Raw genomic sequence first — 17,419 nt, 5'->3', positions numbered from 1 at the left:
ATGGCAGAGAAAGGATGCGCATGATGAAAAAATGGATGATCGTTGCAGGAATGTCAGGGCTTTTGGTCAGCGCTGGCTGTGCAAATAACGGGAACGGAGACAGCGGGAGTGACGAAGCTGAAGAAAATTCTTCGGACGCTCCTGAGGAAAGTAACGAAGAGAGTCAGGAAGAAACAGAGAGCGATGCAGAAGAGGAGACAGAGCAGGCAGAGAATGACGAACAGTCAGATGCAGGAGAGGAGCCACCTGAGAGAGGAGAAGAGGGGGATTTGGAGAATCCCTCGGCTACAGACGCATTAATTAACCGGGAATACCACCTGCCGTCAGATTATGAGCCGGAAAACTTAGTAATACCGGATGTGGCTTTTCCATTTGAGGGAGAACCCCAGAAAAAGTATATGAGAGAGGAAGCCGCAGCGCAGCTTGAAAGCATGTTCGTGGAGGCTGAAGAAGAGGAAATTGAGCTTTCGGCTGTGTCGGGATACCGTTCGTATGACCGCCAGGAAAGTATATTTGCGGCCAACGCGGAAGAAGACGGGGAGGAGGAAGCGAACAAATATAGCGCAAGGGCCGGAGAAAGTGAGCATCAAAGCGGGCTGGCTATGGACGTGAGCACTTCATCCGTCGGCTATTCGTTAACGACAGATCTAGGTGACACAAAAGAAGGGGAGTGGCTTGAAGAAAATGCGCATGAGTATGGCTTTGTAATACGCTATCCGGAAGATAAAACGGATATTACCGGCTATCAGTATGAACCCTGGCACGTGCGATATGTAGGAGAGGATTTGGCCGGAACGCTTCACGAAAATGACTGGGTGCTGGAAGAGTATTACGGAGAAGAGCTTGAAGAAGAGTCATCAAACAGCGAAGAAGAAAAATAAAGCCGGGGTGTGCCCCCAGGCTTTATTTTTTAATCTTCATCAATTGTCGGCAGCTCGGTTTTTGCGATTTTTTCATCCAACGCTTCGTAATCGTAGTACGAAATAGTACGGTACAGCTCTTCGCGTGTCTGCATATCCTCAAGCATATCCTTTTGGGTGCCTTTGTCATGAATTTCCTGAAAAACCCGTTCAACTGCCTTGGCAGCGGCCCGCAGGGAAGTAACCGGATAGATGATCATATTAAATCCCCAGGATTCAAACTGATCAGCATGATAATACGGGGTGCGGCCAAACTCGGTCATGTTAGCAAGCAGCGGCGTGCTGGAGAGGCTCTTTCCGGCCAGTCGGAAATCCTCCTCTGTGGAGAGAGCTTCCGGAAAAATACCGTCTGCGCCCGCTTCCCGGTACAGGGCTGCCCGCTCCATAGCTGCTTCCATCCCCTCCACACCTTTGGCGTCGGTACGGGCAATAACGGCTAGCGTCGGAGCTACTTCTTTAATAACTTTAATCTTTTGAACCATTTCTTCGGCCGATACCAGTTTTTTGCCGTTTAAATGCCCGCATTTTTTCGGGAGGTCCTGATCTTCAATCTGGACGGCGGCCACACCGGCTTCGGTCATTTCCCGGGCGGTGCGTGCCACATCAAGCACTCCCCCAAAGCCGGTATCAATATCAACGAGCAGCGGGAGCTTTGCTGCGCGGACAATATCCCGGGCCCGTTCAGCAACCTCATGGGAATGAATGATGCCAAGATCCGGCAGGCCCCGGCTCGCTGTATAGGCAGCGCCGGATAGATATAAAATGTCAAAGCCGGTGTTTCTGGCGATCAGTGCAGACATGCTGTCATGAACACCGGGAATCTTCACCGCCGGCTTCTGCGTAATACGGTCACGAAATAATTGGGCGAGTTCTTTTTGGGAAACAGGTTCTTCGGTTAACCAACTCAATGTATTTCCTCCTTTTAGTAAACCCAGTCTGACATAAAGTGATGAACAGGAGTTTCCGCCAGCCGGTCATGGTCGAGCATTTGTTCCAGAAGCAGGGAGGCCTGTTTCGGAGGGTAGTGAGCATTCAGATTCTGCCGGCATTTTTCGATAATCTGCGGCTTGGCCTCTTCCCGGCGGCGCTGGTGGCCAAGCGGGTATTCCACTTCTGCTGGAGCGGTGCTCGTGCCGTCCATAAAATGAACCTGCACCTGATTGGGAATTGAACGCTTAGACGGATCCAGATAATCTTCAGTGTACTGTTTGTTTTCTTTCACGATCATTTTGTTCCGGAGCTGATCAATTACCGGATTTGCAGCAGCGGAATCCTCATAGTGATCAGCGTCAAGCCGGCCGAAGATCAAGCCGACGGCTGTCATATACTGCAGGCAGTGATCCCGGTCCGCTGGATTTTGCAGCGGGCCGGTTTTATCGATAATACGGATAGCAGCTTCGTGAGTAACAATGTCGATGCGTTCAATATCCTGCAGCCGTTCTTTTACATCCCGGTGCAGTTCAATAGCGGCTTCCACAGCGGTTTGGGCGTGGAATTCAGCCGGGAAGGAGACTTTGAACAGGACGTGCTCCATCACGTAGGCATCCATTTTTGGCACAGACAGCTCTTCTCCATTCATCATTACATCCTGAAAGCCCCAGCCTTTGGCAGAAAGAGCTGTAGCATATCCCATTTCGCCTTTGACAGCCATTAAAGCGAGGCGGACTCCGCGGCTCGTGGCATCACCGGCGGCCCAGGATTTACGGGAGCCGGCGTTAGGATAATGGCGGTACGTACGAAGACTGGAGTTATCCACCCAGGCGTTGGAAACCGCGTTGATCATCTCCTGTTTACTGCCGCCAAGCATATGGGTGACCACTGCTGTCGTAGCTACTTTAACGAGAAGCACGTGGTCGAGCCCGACCCGGTTAAAGCTGTGATTTAAAGCGATGGATCCTTGAATTTCATGGGCTTTCACCATGGCGGTTAAAACGTCGTTCATTGTCAGAGGCTCCCTGCCTTCGGCCACGCGCTGCCGGCTTAGATAGTCTGCGGTGGCAAGGATGCCCCCGAGATTATCTGAAGGGTGACCCCATTCTTTGGCAAGCCAGGTATCGTTATAATCGAGCCAGCGGATCGCGCAGCCAATATTAAAGGCAGCGTGTACCGGGTCGAGTTCAAACTGGGTGCCCGGCATGCGGGCGCCGTTTGGGACGATTGTGCCTGGAACAATAGGACCCAGATGCTTAGTGCACTCTGGATATCTTAATGCCAGAATCCCTGCCCCTAACGTATCCATTAATACATAGCGGGCGGTGTCATATGCCTCGCCGCTTGAGATTTCCTGATCGTATACATAGTCGGCAATATCGGTCAGTAAAGCATCTGTCTGCTGCATCGTCTGGTTCATTCTCATTTCCTCCTTTAGGTTAACGTAATGCCCCGCGGCCCGGTGTAATTGACTCTCGGACGGAACAAACGGTTATTGCTGTGCTGCTCGATCACGTGGGCCCCGAGTCCGGCTGCCCGAGATGCAAAAAAGATAGGCGTATACAGGTCAATGGGGATGCCGAGCAGATAATACACCGGCGCTGCATAATAGTCCAGGTTTGGATGCAGTCCTTTTTCTTCTGCAATAAGCTCTTCGCCGCGTACGCACATATCATACAGGTCCATGCGATCCTGCTTTTCCGCGAGTCGGTGCAGCGATTTTTTCATCAACTGGGCGCGCGGGTCCATTTTTTTCATATATACCCTGTGGCCAAATCCCATGATCCGTTCTTTGTTGGCCAGTTTTTCCCGGAAGAGCCGCTCGACTCCGTCCGGGGTGCCGGCTTCCAGCAATAGATGCATAACGGCTTCGTTGGCTCCCCCATGCAAAGGACCTTTCAGAGAAGCTACCGCCCCCGTGAAGGCACCATACATATCGGCCTGGGTGGAAGCAATCACCCGGGCTGCAAAGGTAGAGTTCGGCATTTCATGCTCAATGTAAGCCACAAGAGACTGATCAAACACTTCGGTTTCCAATGCTGTAGGCGTTTTCCCGGTGAGCATGTGAAGCATATTGGCACTAAAAGACATTGAAGGGTCTGGAGAAATTAGCGGTTCATGCTGCTGTGTACGATAGCTGCCCGCCATAATGGCAGGTATAGCACCGAGCAGTTTAACCGCTTTTTCCTGGTTTGCTTCTGGGGAATGGTCATGCATATGCTTCTCGGAGCCGGCAAGCAGGGAAATGCCGGTACGGAGCATATCCATGGCGCTCATCGAAGCAGGAAATAATGAAAAGGAAGAAGTCAGAGATTCGGGCAGTTCGAGCTGTTGATAAAGGCGGTCCTGGAAAGACTCTTTCTCTGCTGCGTTTGGAAGAGAGCCGTAAAGCAGCAAATAAGCAACATCCAAAAAATGACGGTTTTCTGCTAATTCAATCAGGTCGTATCCGCGTATAACAATTTGTTCCTGATCGACATCAAGATAGGAAATCGACGTCTCGGCGGCAATAATACCTTCGAGTCCGGGGCTGTACTCGTTCTCTGCAGACATAGTGGTGCCTCCTTTATTTTTAAAGCGTTTTCAAAAACGGTTAAAAATATAAGCTGTTTCTTTGTATAATTGTATACAATTATTTGGAAAAAGGCAAAACCCTTTTCGACGTGCTGCTAGAAAGAAGAAATATGAAATTCAAGCGTTTCTTTCGTAGAGGCTAAGCTTCTGCGAATATGGGCACGCATGTAATGCTCGGCCGCCGGGCCATCTTTTTGTTCGATAGCAGAGAGGATTTTTTCGTGTTCAGATACTGGAGTGTCGATTGTATAATCAGGGTGCCGGTATCCGCTGAGTCGCCGGTATCTTTCAAGGCGGCTGTTCAGCTGGTTTAAAAACTGAACCGCCGTAGGCGAAGCGTGTTCATATAATAAATGATGGAAGCGGCTGCCATACGTAATGGAAGTGAATCGTTCATCTGCTTCAGCCATATGCAGAAGTGCTTCTTTCATAGCTGCTACAGCCTCAGAGGATGCCCGCATGGCAGCTTCTTTAGCCACAAGTCCTTCGAGCGCTTCCCGGACGGCAAAAATATCGACGGCTTCTTCAATGCTGAGCGCCTGGACTTCCATACGTCCATTCGCTTTTTTTACAATTAATCCTTCGAGCTCGAGACGGTAGAGCGCCTGACGGAGCGGCGTACGGCTTACTGCGATTTCTTCAGTTAACTGTTCCTCGCGAAGCGCCTGCCCTGGAGAATAATGAAATTCAATAATGTTTTGCTTTAAAGCCTCGTAAGCTAAATCGCTTACGGATACACGGCGTCTCTGCACAAGTCACCGCTCCCTTCGGTTTGATTTTGTCTATTATAGCAAAAAAGAGACCGGCACTGGGCCGATCTCTTTATTCAGTATTCTTCTCCGACTGTGGTGCGACCCGGAAGGCACGGAAGGTGTACGTAAACATTGCAAGGGCGAACAGAGAAATCAGGGTCAGGGCGAGATAAACATTAGAATAAATGGCACTGCTGCCTCCGGAAGCAAACGGGTTCAACGAAGTGGTTACGCCCTGAATTTCCAGCACAGCTCCAAAGATTGCGCTGCTGAAGGCTCCAGCCATAAAGTTCATCAGGTTGAACATGCCAATGCCGACGCCTGTTTCATTTTCTTTAAGAACAGAAGACAAAATATTGGCGGTCGAGCTCTGGATAAGAGGAAAGCCTATATAGGCGATGATTAGAACAACAGAGACAGCGACCGCGGAAACGCCGGCAAACCCGGAAAGCAGTATTGTTCCAAAAGCAATGAAAATCAGGGCGGCGATAACGACTACTTTTGGGCCGTGACGGTCTGCAAGGTCGCCCCCGGTGCGTCCGAGAAAGCCGGCAAGTATTGCTCCCGGAAAGATAACAAGGCCGATCTGCGTAGTGGAAAGTTCATACAGCTCTCTAGTCATAAGCGGAATGATAAACAAAAGTCCGAACATGCTGCACACTCCGAGAAAGCTCGTCAAAATGGTGACGGTATAATATTTGTTTTTCAACAGGGACGGGCGGATGAAAGGATCATCCGCTTTCGCCGTCCGAACAGAGAAAACAGCCATAAAGACAATAAACATAAATAGAAAGATCCATTGAAGAGTAGTCACAAACAGTAAAATTCCGGCGATGGCTGCTCCGAAAAGCGCGGCTCCTAAATAATCGATAAACCCGGAGCGTTTTTCTTCATCCGGCAGCCATTTTCTGAGAAAAGGCAGGGCTAAAAGCGATAGAATAGAGAATAAAAACAAATAACGCCAGCTGAGCCATCCTCCGAGCAGCCCGCCAACAATTGGCCCCACGCCGGAAGCGAAGGCTACTGTAGAAGAAATCAGACCAAAGACGCGGCCTTTATCCTCCGGGAAAAAGCGGGCAGGTATCACAAACCCGAGTGCGGGAATGGTTGCTCCGCCTGCCGCCTGAAGCACCCGGGCGACGAGAAGCATGACAAAGCTTTGAGAAAAAAGGCCGAGCGTTGCACCGGCGGCAAAAAGGATGATGCCAAAGGTAAGCAGAGCTTTAATGGAATAAAAGTCTGCTAATTTTCCATACATCAAGGCCCCGATAGCGTAGACCATAATGTACGAGGTAAGCACCCAGCTGACCTGGGAGGAAGGAATGCCGAAATACGACTGGATATCCGGAATAGCTACGTTAAACATGGTGCCGTTCATAACTGCGATGGTTAAAATCAAAGCTACCAGAAAAATAAGCTTCTTTTTCTGAGCCGGGCCGACGTGTAAAGACTCATTCGTCATAAAATTTCACGCTTTCTATTATTAGTTTCAGGGAAGTTGTTTTTGTATGGAACTATCATATATTAACTGAAACAAAACCTGGAAACAAATATAATGAACGAGGATGTCCAGACACTTCGACGAATCACAAAGTCGTCATTCTCGTCTTTAAGATTATGTGATAATATAAAGTGGTGGATTTGTGTATATGAAAAATTACTGGGAAGTGTATCTCAGCTGACTTTTACTGTGTTTTAAAGACTTATTACATAGAGTACGGCTATAAATGGCAGGTCTGCACCGAGCAGAATATAGAAAAATTAGAATAGGAGAGTCTCACTGTGTATATAGATATAGATGGGATTAACGTGAACTACCATGTTTCCGGCGAAGGGGAGGATGTCGTCTTATTACATGGATGGGGCGCAAACATTCAAGCATTTGCCCCGGTGCATCAATCGCTGGAAAAGAACTTCCGGGTCTGGTCTATTGATTTTCCAGGCTTTGGTCAAAGCGGAGAGCCGCCCGAATCCTGGACGGTCGGTGACTACACTGAAATGCTGAAAAAATGGCTGCAGAAAACCGGTATAGAGAACCCGATTCTCATCGGCCACTCCTTCGGAGGCCGGGTTTCGATTAAGTACGCAGCGGCGGGCAATCCGGTGAAAAAAATTATTTTGGTGGACAGCGCGGGTGTTAAGCCAAAACGAAAGCTGAAATATTACGTAAAAGTATATACGTATAAAACCTTTAAAAAGCTGCTGAAGCTGCCGGGATTAAAAAATCGTGAGCAGGAAATTCTAAACAAGGTCAAAGGCCGGGTCGGATCGGCAGATTACCAAAATGTTTCCGGGGTGATGCAGCAGACTATGGTGAAGGTCGTCAATGAAGACCTGCAGCACCATTTTGAGCATGTTACGTCTCCAGTACTGCTCGTATGGGGAGAAAATGACGAGGCCACTCCTGTATCGGACGCCAGGATCATGGAGCAGAAAATGCCAAATGCGGGCCTTGTCGTGCTGCGCGGGGCCGGCCATTATTCGTACATTGACAATTTAAATGAGTTTTTAATCATCATTGATCACTTTTTAAGAAACGAAAATCAGGAGGCCGCACAGCATGATTAACACTATATTAGCAATTCTATACCTTGCGGCTTGGGCTTTTTACACGGTGCGCTTTACGAAACGGAGCACACATATGCTTCAGCAGAATTCCTACAAGAACGAGCGCTTCTGGGGATGGATTAAAGGGCACGCTTCGAGAGCATTTCCGATCCGGAACACGATCGGCCTTGTAGCTGTTGTGCCGTTTCTTTTCGGAGCAGAAGCATTAGGGCTGATTATTGGCTTCCTTTATTTTCTTTTTATGGCCCTGACCATGCCGCAGCTGCAGGAGAAAAAGGCACTGGTAATCACGGCGCGGGTGAAGCGGTTGTTTATCACCATCAGTGTTCTTTTTGCGCTGTTTACTGCAGCAGGGCTTCTGCTGGGTAACACGGCTTTATTTTATACGTTTGGGTGGCTCGTGTTTTTAACAGTCATTGCGACGATTCTTACGTATTTTATTACAATGGGCGCAAACTATATTAATTATCCAATGGAACGGAAAATCAGTCAGCACTACGTCAATGATGCAGAACGAATTATTAAATCGATGCCGGATCTTGAAGTTATAGGCATCACGGGAAGCTACGGGAAAACAAGCACGAAGCATATGCTTGAAACAGTTCTTTCCTCTGAATTTAATACGCTCATGACACCGGAAAGCTACAATACACCGATGGGTGTGACGAAAACGATCCGTACGATGCTGAAGCCCTACCATGAAATCTTTATTGCTGAAATGGGCGCGAAAAGGCCGGGAGACATCGAAGAAATCTGTGACATTGTGCACCAGCGGTACGGCGTTTTAACGGCGGTAGGCGAGCAGCACCTCGAAACATTCAAAACGCTCGATAATATCAAAAAAACCAAATTTGAAATTGTCGAAACGCTTCCGCAGGAAGGTACTGCCTTTGTAAATAAAGACGATGAAAACATTATGAGCTACGAGCAGCAGAATCAATGCCGTACGATTTACTACGGCATCGATGCCGAAGATCTGCACTACCGGGCCAAAAATATTGGATACTCTTCCAAAGGGACGTCGTTTACCGTGGTAAAATACGACGGCACCACTGCAGAGATTCAGACCAAACTGCTCGGCCGCCATAATATTTATAATATTTTAGCTGCTGTGGCCATTGGGTCCGAGAAGGGCATCTCGTTTGAAAAAATAGCGAGAGCGCTGCGGAAGGCACAGCCGGTGGAACACCGTCTGGAGCTTAAGAAAACGAACGGGAACATTACGATTGTTGATGACAGCTTTAACTCCAATCCGGTTGGCTCTAAGATGGCTATGGAAGTATTGAGTCATATGCCGGAATACAAAATTGCCATAACACCGGGAATGGTTGAGCTTGGGGAAAAAGAATACGAATTAAATAAAGCGCTCGGTACTTACATGGCAGATGCGTGTGATTTCATTATTTTGGTCGGGAAGAAACAGACTGTACCGCTTCAGGACGGATTAAAAGAAAAAAATTATCCGGAAGAGCAGCTGTACGTTGCCTCAGATCTTCAGGACGCTTTGGCAAAAATGAACGAAATTGCCACCCGGCCATCTGTGGTACTGCTTGAAAATGACCTTCCGGATTCATTCAACGAGTAAAGACATGGGGAGTGGAATAATATGAAAACGAGAATAGGAGTATTTTTCGGCGGCATTTCTGTCGAACACGAGGTTTCTGTCATTTCAGCTGTACAGGCTATGGAATCCATGGATGAAGACCGTTACGAAATTGTTCCGATTTATATCAATAAAGAACGAAAATGGTATACCGGCGATATTTTAAGAGACATTGAAGCCTACAAAGATATGTCGAAATTATTGAACGAGGCTCAGCAGGTGCTGATTACGTACGGAGAAGAAGACAATGTTGTCCTTCAGAAAAAGCCCGCACCTAAATTTGGTAAAAAAGAAGTGGCAGCCATTGATGTTGCTTTTCCAATTGTTCACGGAACGTTCGGCGAAGACGGAGCGCTTCAGGGGCTGTTTGAGCTTTACGGCCTGCCTTACGTCGGCTGCGACGTAGCCTCTTCGGCCGTAGGCATGGATAAGGTGATGATGAAACAGATTTTAAGAGACTCCCGTCTGCCAGTACTAAATGATGTCTGGTTCTACAGCAACCACTGGGCAGAGGATACCGAAAGTGTCATTGCTATGATTGAAGAAAGTGTGCCTTATCCGGTAATTGTAAAGCCGGCTAACCTTGGTTCAAGCGTCGGTATCGGCACAGCAAAAAATCGGGAAGAACTGGAGCAGGCGGTGGAAGAAGCCACTGAATTCGCAGGGAAAATTCTCGTGGAAAAAATGCTTGAAGGTATGACAGAGGTGAACTGCTCTGTTGTTGGCGACTACGAGGACGTAGAAGCATCAGTGATTGAAAAGGTGCTCAAAACAGATGAAATATTGAGCTATAAAGACAAATATCAGGGCGGTAAAAACGGTAGTTCATCCAAGGGGATGGAAGCGACAGATCGGGAAATCCCGGCGCCCATCACAGAGGAAAAAGCAGGCGAAGTACGGGAGCTGGCCAAGGATACGTTCCAAATTCTCGGCTGCAGCGGCGTCTCCCGAATCGATTTCCTGATTGAGGACAGCACCGAAACAGTATTTGTAAATGAAATCAATACGATCCCGGGCTCGCTTTCCTTCTATCTATGGGATCCGGCTGGGAAAAGCTACAGCGAATTGATTCACCAGTTAATTCAATTGGCATTAAAGCGGAAACGGGAAAGAGAAAGACTGACGTTTTCAATCGATTCCAACCTGTTTTCTCTTCAAAGCGGCCAGGGAAGTAAAGGCGGCACAAAAACAGGCTCTGCATCCAATCGACAATAATTGTTCAGCCGGCCTGTGATGACAGGCCGGCTTTTTATATGCTGACAAAGCAAAATATAAAAATATCAAACTTTTTTGAATATAGTAATTTGGTTGCAAGAGAGGAAAAAATGCTTTAGAATACTTTATTGTAGCAATGAAAGAAAACTTTAATTCAGCTTACGGCCCGTTGGTCAAGTGGTTAAGACACCGCCCTTTCACGGCGGTAACACGGGTTCGAATCCCGTACGGGTCACCATACATAAAGCTGCTTTTGCCGAAAGGCATGTAGTGAGTTTTCCACGCGCCGGTCTAGCTCAATTGGTAGAGCAACTGACTTGTAATCAGTAGGTTGGGGGTTCAAGTCCTCTGGCCGGCACCACGTGGAGGGGTAGCGAAGTTGGCCAAACGCGGCGGACTGTAAATCCGCTCCTTCGGGTTCGGCGGTTCGAATCCGTCCCCCTCCACCATTAATACGAGCCATTAGCTCAGTTGGTAGAGCATCTGACTTTTAATCAGAGGGTCGGAGGTTCGAATCCTCCATGGCTCACCATTGTAATTATCCATGCTTTGAACTGCGGAAGTAGTTCAGTGGTAGAACACCACCTTGCCAAGGTGGGGGTCGCGGGTTCGAATCCCGTCTTCCGCTCCATTATTTGACGAGCAGGATAAGCAGTGATAGTATGAACAGTATTGATTTATATATAGATTATGCGGGTGTAGTTTAGTGGTAAAACCTCAGCCTTCCAAGCTGATGTCGTGGGTTCGATTCCCATCACCCGCTCCATTTTTGTTAAATCAAATATACTCAGGGGGCCTTAGCTCAGCTGGGAGAGCGCCTGCCTTGCACGCAGGAGGTCAGCGGTTCGATCCCGCTAGGCTCCACCAAACAACATGAACGCATTCAGCCTGAAGGGCTGTTTTTTTTATGTCAATTTTAAGGCTTTTAACCCTTCGGGGGTGAATGTCTGAAAGAATCATGGTAGAATACGCGGGCATAGAAAAACTCTTATGCATTTACGAAGAGTGCATAAGAGTTTTACGGGATATAAGCTCATATTTATTTAAAAGAACATCCAGTTCCTTACTTAAAGCCAGGACATCATCCGAAACCAGAGAAGCCGTATGAGTGGAAGTCAGTTGATGGAGTCTGTCTCTTGTTTGTTCTATTTCCTGCCGTAAATATTGTTGAGACAAACGTTCTTCACCTCCTATTTTGTTCATGTTTACATTATTACCCATTTTAACTCATTTTCAAAGGTATTTATGCCATATTTTCCAAAATGTGACTATGGTTCTAGAGGGTGCATAAATAGTAATATGGATAAAGATAGGGGATGAAAACCGTGTTACAATTGGATGAATTGAAAAAATTACCATAGTAAATATGTCTTAAGCAGCCGAAGGCTGTTGAATAAATGAAACGGATAGACTTATTGAACGTATGTATAGTCCCACGAGGTGGAGGTCGCCAAATGGATGCAACAGTGAAACGGCTAGTGAAAGAAGTGAAAAAAGACGGAGATCAGGAAGCTTTTCGGGAATTGGTTGATTTGTATAAGGACAAGGTTTATCAAATCGCCTATCGGATGGTGGGCAATGCCTACGAAGCTCAGGATATGGCTCAGGAAGCATTTTTGAGAGCATATGCCAACATTGAGAGCTATGACGAAAAAAGAAAATTCTCCACCTGGCTTTTCCGTATTACGACAAATCTTTGCATCGATCGTCTCCGTAAGAAAAAGCCGGACTATTCCCTGGACGCAGAAATACCCGGAGCGGAAGGGCTCGATGGATATTCGCAGCTTTCTTCGCCGGACAAGCTGCCGGATGAACAGGTTGTGACAATGGAAATGCAGGAGTGGGTGCAGGAAGGGATATTGAAGCTGCCGCCGAAATACCGGACAGCTATCGTCCTTCGCTACATTGAAGATCTTTCCATTCAGGAAATCAGTGACATACTGGATCTTCCCGAAAATACGGTGAAAACGCATGTGCACAGGGGGCGCGAAGCTTTAAGAAAACATTTGGGAAACACGTGAATGAGGGGGTGGGACCATGGCTTTAAACGAGCGGGAGGAAGAGTATATCCAGCGCTACATTGACGGCGATATGGATGAACGCGAAAAAGAAAAGTTCCATACGTACATCAAAAAAAATCCAGAATGCGCGCACCGTCTCCAGGAATTGAAGCGGACAGTGACAATAGTGCAGGGAGCTTCGCACGTTTGGGCTCCGGAGACTTTTACTGACAGCGTCATGAAAGAACTGCCTAAGAAAAGAAAACGGACAGCCTGGAAAACATGGTCCAGGCAGCATCCTGTGCTGGTTGCAGTTTCCATGTTTATTGTGCTGATGGCTTCAAGTGTGCTTTTTGCCTGGAATGATCAGGCGGGAGCTGAAATGACGGTCACTGGCGACCGGGCGAACGTAAATATTGATTATGATAACAACGCAGTAATCATACCGGAGGATGAAACAGTGCAGGGAGATTTAACCGTTCGAAACGGAGAGGTTGATGTGCATGGGAACGTAAATGGGGATCTTACGGTGATTAATGGGGAGCCGTACATGGCTTCGGCGGGCAGCGTTTCCGGCAATATTGAGGAAGTGGACCAGGTGCTTGAGTGGATCTGGTACCATACGAAACGAATAAGTCAGGAAGCCTGGCATATGGATGACGAAGAAGCGTCATAATACAGGCGTTTATAAAACAGCAGCAGGCTTTCGGCAGAGCGTGCTGCTGTTTGCATATTATTCCGGAGACAAACTGTATAATAAAATTTGCCGAAAATCCAAATAAAGCACGCAGAGAATAGAAGTGATTGTGATATAATATAACCGTTACTTTGCTTACGCGATAGAATCAATTGGAGGAAGTGCCATGTTTGCTGGACAAGATTTCGATTTACTTAACATCATACGAATTGTCGTAGACATATCGCTGGTGGCGTATGTCATTTACAAAGCAATCACGATTATCCGGGGCACTCGGGCCGTCCAGCTGGTAAAAGGCATTGCTGTTATTTTAGCTGTTTGGTTTATAAGCAGTTTTTTTGGTCTGCGGACGCTTCAATGGATTATGGGGAACTCGGTTACATACGGACTGCTTGCAATTATTATCATATTTCAGCCGGAGCTCCGGCGTGCCCTTGAACAGCTCGGCAGGGGAAGGCTCTTCGGGAGAGCTTCTTATGTAGAAGAAGACGAAACGTTAAAAACTATTGATGCCATTATGAAATCAACAAAGTATATGGCGAAAAGGCGTATCGGGGCGCTGATTTCCATCGAACGCGAAACAGGAATGAATGATTATATTGAAACCGGCATTTCCATGGATGCAAACATTACATCAGAGCTGCTGATTAATACTTTTATTCCGAATACTCCGCTTCATGACGGGGCGGTAGTGATGAGAGAGAACAAAATAGCCGCCGCTGCCTGCTACCTTCCTTTGTCAGAAAACCCCTTTATTTCAAAAGAGCTGGGCACAAGGCACCGTGCCGCTCTCGGGGTGAGTGAAGTAACGGACGCACTTACGCTGGCTGTGTCGGAAGAAACCGGCAGCATATCCATTACTAAAAACGGAGATCTTCACCGTGATGTTGATGAGGAAACACTCCGTAAAATGCTTGAAAAGGATTTGATGGCAGAAAACAATTCATCGAGTATCTGGCAGTGGGGAGGGAAAAAAGATGGATAAGCTTTTTGCAAACAAGTGGTTTGTCCGCTTTATCTCTCTTGCTTTTGCCGTGATGCTTTACTTAATTGTGAATATGGATCCTACGGTAAATAATGCCGGGGTCGTGCCGGACGGGGAAGATCAAACATATACAATCGAAGATGTGAACATTACCCCGGAGTACAATGAAGAAGAATATGCTGTTACAAATATGACTGAGAACGCAGATGTTACGCTCGCCGGTTCACAGACGGCTATTATGCTGTTTCGTCTCTCCCGGTCGGACAGTTATGAATTATATTTAGATATGCAGAATCTGGGCGCCGGAACACACAACGTTCAGGTAAGCCACCGGGATTTTCCGACAGACCTGGAAGTGACTCCGTCACCGGAGTACGCGACAGTGACGCTTGAGGAAAAGCAGGAAACGACCTTTCCGCTTGAAACACAAATTTTGAATGAAGAGCAGAATCAAGAGTTTTCTTTTGGGAACCCGACCGTCAGCCCCGAGGAAGTGACGGTGAGCGGGGCCGGAACAATTATCGAACAAATTGACCGGGTGGTTGCCCAGGTGGATGTATCTGAAGCAGATGGGGACATCAATGGAAACTTCCCGATAGTGGCGCTCGATACGGAAGGCAATGAACTGGACGTCAATATAGAACCGCAGGAAGCATCAGTGGAGTTGTCTGCTGATGCTCCTTCAAAAGAGGTGCCTGTGAACGTCGAACGAACGGGAAGTTTGAGTGCAGATACAGCAATTAGTGAAGTCACGGTTTCCGATGAAGCAGTAACTATTTACGGCAGCGAGGAAGCAGTGCAGAGTACAGAAAGCATTAATGCGGCTCTCGACTTGAATGAAATCAGTGAAAGCGGAACGTATGAACTGGATGTACAGCTTCCGGATGGCATCCAGCGGACAAATCCTGAAAATTTAAGTGCATCTGTGACGATAGAGGGGGAAGAACAGGCTACGCTTGAAGATGTGCCTATTTCTATTGTGAATTTGCCTTCAGGGGCATCGACGAGCTGGGTAAACCCTTCGTCAGGGCAAATGGATGTACAAATATATGGAGATGCGGGGGCACTTGAAGGTGTAAGCGCTGAAGATATTACGCTGGAGGCTCTTTGGAGCGGCAGCGGCTCTTCGAATGAAGAGTCCTATATTCTTCCTGTGGAAGCGGGCGGACCGCAAGGAGTGCAGATTTCTCCAGCGAGGGAGAATGTGGAAGTAACCCTTCAGCAGGAAGAAAGCGGAGACGAAACGGAAGAAGAAACAGAGCCGGAAAATGAGGCGCCGGAAGAGCAGCAAAACGAAAATACAGATGACCCCGGAGAGTCTGGTCAAAATGAAGGGGACGGCGGCTCTTCCGGTCAGGATGATTCGACAGAAGGTGCAGAAAACGGAAGCGGATCAAATGAACAGGATACAGAAACAGATCCGCAAACAGATACTGGGGACACAGAAGAAGACGGAACCGGAGACACAGAAGAACCTCCTGCAGAAGATGAAGAGGAAGCTCCTGCGGACGAAAATAATGAAACAGACGAAGAACAGCAGTAAACACCATCAGGGAATTGTGTAAGAATAAAGGAGAGATTTAACCATGGGGAAATATTTTGGTACAGATGGAGTCAGGGGTGTTGCCAATACAGAGCTTACACCGGAGTTTGCTTTCCGGCTTGGGCGTGCGGGCGGCTATTTGTTAACGAAAGATCACGAACAACCAAAAGTGCTAATAGGCAAGGATACACGGATCAGCGGGGAAATGCTTGAAGGGGCGATGGTGGCCGGGCTTCTTTCCATTGGGGTGGAAGTGATGCGCCTGGGAACCATTACCACTCCCGGAGTAGCTTATTTAACCAAGGCAGTCAGTGCTCAGGCAGGAATTATGATTTCTGCTTCGCATAACCCGGTTGCAGATAACGGCATCAAATTTTTCGGAGCAGATGGGTTCAAGCTGAATGACGAGCAGGAAGCGGAAATCGAGCGCTATCTTGAAGGAGACGACCAGATGCCTCGCCCGGTTGGAGGACAGCTTGGAAGCGTCAATGATTATTTTGAAGGCCGTCAGAAGTATCTCCAGTTTTTGAAAAATACAGTCAGTGAGGACTTCTCGAGTCTGCATATTGCTCTCGACTGTGCAAACGGGGCAGCCTCTTCTTTAGCTCCGCATTTAATGGCAGACCTTGAGGCTGATATTTCTACCATTGGAAACAACCCGGACGGAATTAATATTAACGAGGGTGTCGGCTCCACACATCCGGAAGCTCTGGCTGCTTTCGTTGTTGAAAAAGGCGCGGACCTCGGTCTTGCCTTTGACGGCGACGCGGACCGGCTGATTGCTGTAGATGAGAATGGCGATATTGTTGATGGGGACCAGATTATGTATATTTGCGGCAAGCATCTGAAGCAGGAGCTGATGCTGAATAAAAACACGGTAGTAACGACGATTATGAGCAACATCGGCCTGCATAAAGCTCTTCGGGAGGTTGATGTTGAAACGGTGCAGACAAAGGTGGGTGACCGTCACGTCATGGAAGAAATGCGGGCAAACGGATACAGCCTGGGCGGAGAACAATCCGGGCACCTGATTTTCCTTGATTTAACCACCACAGGAGATGGAATGCTGAGCGCATTGCAGCTCGTGGATATGGTGAAGAAATCAGGCAAAAAATTATCGGAGCTTGCCGCTGAAATGCCGAGGTTTCCACAAAAGCTGGTTAATGTCCGCGTAACGGATAAATACGAGGTGGAAAATAATCCAAAGGTTAAAGAAGTGATAGACCGGATTGAAGCTGAAACCGGGGACAAAGGAAGAATTCTTGTGCGTCCTTCCGGCACCGAGCCGCTCGTCCGGGTGATGGCGGAGGCTGAAACAGAAGAGCTGTGCAACAATTACGTAAAAGAAATTGCTGACGTAGTCCAGGCAGAAATGGGCTTGGATAAATAATTATAATGCGCCGGGGCCGCCCCCGGTGTTTTTTTACGTTTAAAACAAATTAATTCCGGCAACGTTGATATGGGGACGTAACTTTTTTATGCAGATTGCGACTAATATTAAGTGTTTCTTAAAAATAGGAAATATACATATTTGCATGAAAAAATTTCACAATTTCACAATTGATTACAGCAAGCAGATAGCGTATTATTATGTATAAATCTAGTGAAGAAAGGAGCAGGAGTAAAGTTTCA

At 47.5% G+C, this 17,419-nt stretch carries 15 protein-coding genes and 7 tRNA genes; 16 read left to right on the top strand and 6 right to left on the bottom strand.

Features of this window, described 5'->3' with window-relative positions; all coding sequences use genetic code 11:
- Positions 1-23 precede the first annotated feature (23 nt).
- On the top strand, positions 24-881 hold the full coding sequence (locus ACTRXH_RS06570; protein ID WP_474281244.1) for a M15 family metallopeptidase: 858 nt from the start codon (positions 24-26) through the stop codon (positions 879-881).
- A gap of 29 nt (positions 882-910) precedes the next feature.
- On the opposite strand, the gene prpB is transcribed toward ACTRXH_RS06570, so the two are convergent.
- The 5 genes from prpB to ACTRXH_RS06545 form a co-directional block, all read right to left on the bottom strand.
- Positions 911-1,828, bottom strand: coding sequence for a methylisocitrate lyase (gene prpB, locus ACTRXH_RS06565; RefSeq protein WP_474281242.1), 918 nt, complete (start codon positions 1,826-1,828; stop codon positions 911-913).
- Between the two features lie 14 nt (positions 1,829-1,842).
- Positions 1,843-3,270 (bottom strand): bifunctional 2-methylcitrate dehydratase/aconitate hydratase, encoded by a 1,428-nt coding sequence (locus tag ACTRXH_RS06560; protein ID WP_474281240.1) that lies wholly within the window; start codon positions 3,268-3,270, stop codon positions 1,843-1,845.
- A 14-nt stretch (positions 3,271-3,284) separates the two neighbouring features.
- Entirely contained in the window at positions 3,285-4,403 is a 1,119-nt protein-coding gene (mmgD, locus tag ACTRXH_RS06555; protein WP_474281238.1) for a citrate synthase, read from the bottom strand.
- 116 nt (positions 4,404-4,519) lie between these two features.
- Positions 4,520-5,176 (bottom strand): GntR family transcriptional regulator, encoded by a 657-nt coding sequence (locus ACTRXH_RS06550; protein ID WP_474260890.1) that lies wholly within the window; start codon positions 5,174-5,176, stop codon positions 4,520-4,522.
- Between the two features lie 70 nt (positions 5,177-5,246).
- The gene (locus ACTRXH_RS06545) at positions 5,247-6,638 is read right to left on the bottom strand and encodes an MFS transporter (protein WP_474260891.1); all 1,392 of its coding nucleotides are present in this window, start codon (positions 6,636-6,638) and stop codon (positions 5,247-5,249) included.
- 320 nt (positions 6,639-6,958) lie between these two features.
- Between ACTRXH_RS06545 and ACTRXH_RS06540 the strand changes: the two genes are divergently transcribed.
- From ACTRXH_RS06540 to ACTRXH_RS06495, 10 genes are all read left to right on the top strand, one after another.
- Positions 6,959-7,744 (top strand): alpha/beta fold hydrolase, encoded by a 786-nt coding sequence (locus ACTRXH_RS06540; protein ID WP_474260892.1) that lies wholly within the window; start codon positions 6,959-6,961, stop codon positions 7,742-7,744.
- Entirely contained in the window at positions 7,737-9,329 is a 1,593-nt protein-coding gene (locus ACTRXH_RS06535; RefSeq protein ID WP_474260893.1) for a UDP-N-acetylmuramoyl-tripeptide--D-alanyl-D-alanine ligase, read from the top strand. Before ACTRXH_RS06540 ends, ACTRXH_RS06535 begins: the two co-directional genes overlap by 8 nt.
- 21 nt (positions 9,330-9,350) lie before the next feature.
- Positions 9,351-10,562: a D-alanine--D-alanine ligase family protein gene (locus ACTRXH_RS06530; protein ID WP_474260895.1), complete on the top strand. Its 1,212-nt coding sequence runs from the start codon at positions 9,351-9,353 to the stop codon at positions 10,560-10,562.
- Between the two features lie 163 nt (positions 10,563-10,725).
- Positions 10,726-10,800, top strand: a tRNA-Glu gene (locus ACTRXH_RS06525).
- Positions 10,801-10,847: 47 nt separating this feature from the next.
- Positions 10,848-10,923 (top strand) — tRNA-Thr (locus ACTRXH_RS06520).
- Between the two features lie 3 nt (positions 10,924-10,926).
- Positions 10,927-11,011 (top strand) — tRNA-Tyr (locus tag ACTRXH_RS06515).
- A 7-nt stretch (positions 11,012-11,018) separates the two neighbouring features.
- Positions 11,019-11,094: transfer RNA gene (locus tag ACTRXH_RS06510), tRNA-Lys, on the top strand.
- Between the two features lie 24 nt (positions 11,095-11,118).
- Positions 11,119-11,193, top strand: a tRNA-Gly gene (locus ACTRXH_RS06505).
- Positions 11,194-11,254: 61 nt separating this feature from the next.
- Positions 11,255-11,328 (top strand) — tRNA-Gly (locus ACTRXH_RS06500).
- Positions 11,329-11,353: 25 nt separating this feature from the next.
- Positions 11,354-11,429: transfer RNA gene (locus ACTRXH_RS06495), tRNA-Ala, on the top strand.
- A gap of 129 nt (positions 11,430-11,558) precedes the next feature.
- Here the strand turns inward: ACTRXH_RS06495 and ACTRXH_RS06490 are convergent.
- Positions 11,559-11,765: an aspartyl-phosphate phosphatase Spo0E family protein gene (locus ACTRXH_RS06490; protein ID WP_474281286.1), complete on the bottom strand. Its 207-nt coding sequence runs from the start codon at positions 11,763-11,765 to the stop codon at positions 11,559-11,561.
- Positions 11,766-12,016: 251 nt separating this feature from the next.
- Between ACTRXH_RS06490 and sigW the strand changes: the two genes are divergently transcribed.
- From sigW to glmM, 5 genes are all read left to right on the top strand, one after another.
- Complete coding sequence (gene sigW, locus ACTRXH_RS06485; RefSeq protein ID WP_474260897.1) at positions 12,017-12,583, top strand: RNA polymerase sigma factor SigW; 567 nt, start codon at positions 12,017-12,019, stop codon at positions 12,581-12,583.
- 16 nt (positions 12,584-12,599) lie between these two features.
- Positions 12,600-13,238: an anti-sigma factor gene (locus tag ACTRXH_RS06480; RefSeq protein WP_474260898.1), complete on the top strand. Its 639-nt coding sequence runs from the start codon at positions 12,600-12,602 to the stop codon at positions 13,236-13,238.
- A gap of 187 nt (positions 13,239-13,425) precedes the next feature.
- Entirely contained in the window at positions 13,426-14,244 is an 819-nt protein-coding gene (gene cdaA, locus ACTRXH_RS06475; protein ID WP_022794289.1) for a diadenylate cyclase CdaA, read from the top strand.
- Positions 14,237-15,787 (top strand): CdaR family protein, encoded by a 1,551-nt coding sequence (locus ACTRXH_RS06470; RefSeq protein WP_474260899.1) that lies wholly within the window; start codon positions 14,237-14,239, stop codon positions 15,785-15,787. Before cdaA ends, ACTRXH_RS06470 begins: the two co-directional genes overlap by 8 nt.
- 43 nt (positions 15,788-15,830) lie before the next feature.
- Positions 15,831-17,177 carry a phosphoglucosamine mutase gene (glmM, locus tag ACTRXH_RS06465; protein ID WP_474260900.1) on the top strand — a complete coding sequence of 449 codons (1,347 nt, stop codon included), beginning with the start codon at positions 15,831-15,833 and terminating at the stop codon, positions 17,175-17,177.
- Positions 17,178-17,419: the final 242 nt, after the last annotated feature.

This window comes from Marinococcus sp. LNHM5E3-2.1, assembly GCF_056034365.1.
The sequence above is the reverse complement of the archived record's forward strand: the minus strand, read 5'-3'. Positions and strand labels throughout refer to the sequence as shown.

What these genes read in the sequence shown, in the direction of transcription:
- sigW (WP_474260897.1), top strand. Translation starts at nt 12,017, where the DNA reads ATGGATGCAACAGTGAAACGGCTAGTGAAAGAAGTGAAAAAAGACGGA.
- ACTRXH_RS06545 (WP_474260891.1), bottom strand. Translation starts at nt 6,638, where the DNA reads ATGACGAATGAGTCTTTACACGTCGGCCCGGCTCAGAAAAAGAAGCTT.
- ACTRXH_RS06530 (WP_474260895.1), top strand. Translation starts at nt 9,351, where the DNA reads ATGAAAACGAGAATAGGAGTATTTTTCGGCGGCATTTCTGTCGAACAC.
- mmgD (WP_474281238.1), bottom strand. Translation starts at nt 4,403, where the DNA reads ATGTCTGCAGAGAACGAGTACAGCCCCGGACTCGAAGGTATTATTGCC.
- ACTRXH_RS06560 (WP_474281240.1), bottom strand. Translation starts at nt 3,270, where the DNA reads ATGAACCAGACGATGCAGCAGACAGATGCTTTACTGACCGATATTGCC.
- ACTRXH_RS06490 (WP_474281286.1), bottom strand. Translation starts at nt 11,765, where the DNA reads ATGAACAAAATAGGAGGTGAAGAACGTTTGTCTCAACAATATTTACGG.
- ACTRXH_RS06570 (WP_474281244.1), top strand. Translation starts at nt 24, where the DNA reads ATGAAAAAATGGATGATCGTTGCAGGAATGTCAGGGCTTTTGGTCAGC.
- cdaA (WP_022794289.1), top strand. Translation starts at nt 13,426, where the DNA reads ATGTTTGCTGGACAAGATTTCGATTTACTTAACATCATACGAATTGTC.
- ACTRXH_RS06470 (WP_474260899.1), top strand. Translation starts at nt 14,237, where the DNA reads ATGGATAAGCTTTTTGCAAACAAGTGGTTTGTCCGCTTTATCTCTCTT.
- ACTRXH_RS06480 (WP_474260898.1), top strand. Translation starts at nt 12,600, where the DNA reads ATGGCTTTAAACGAGCGGGAGGAAGAGTATATCCAGCGCTACATTGAC.
- ACTRXH_RS06535 (WP_474260893.1), top strand. Translation starts at nt 7,737, where the DNA reads ATGATTAACACTATATTAGCAATTCTATACCTTGCGGCTTGGGCTTTT.
- glmM (WP_474260900.1), top strand. Translation starts at nt 15,831, where the DNA reads ATGGGGAAATATTTTGGTACAGATGGAGTCAGGGGTGTTGCCAATACA.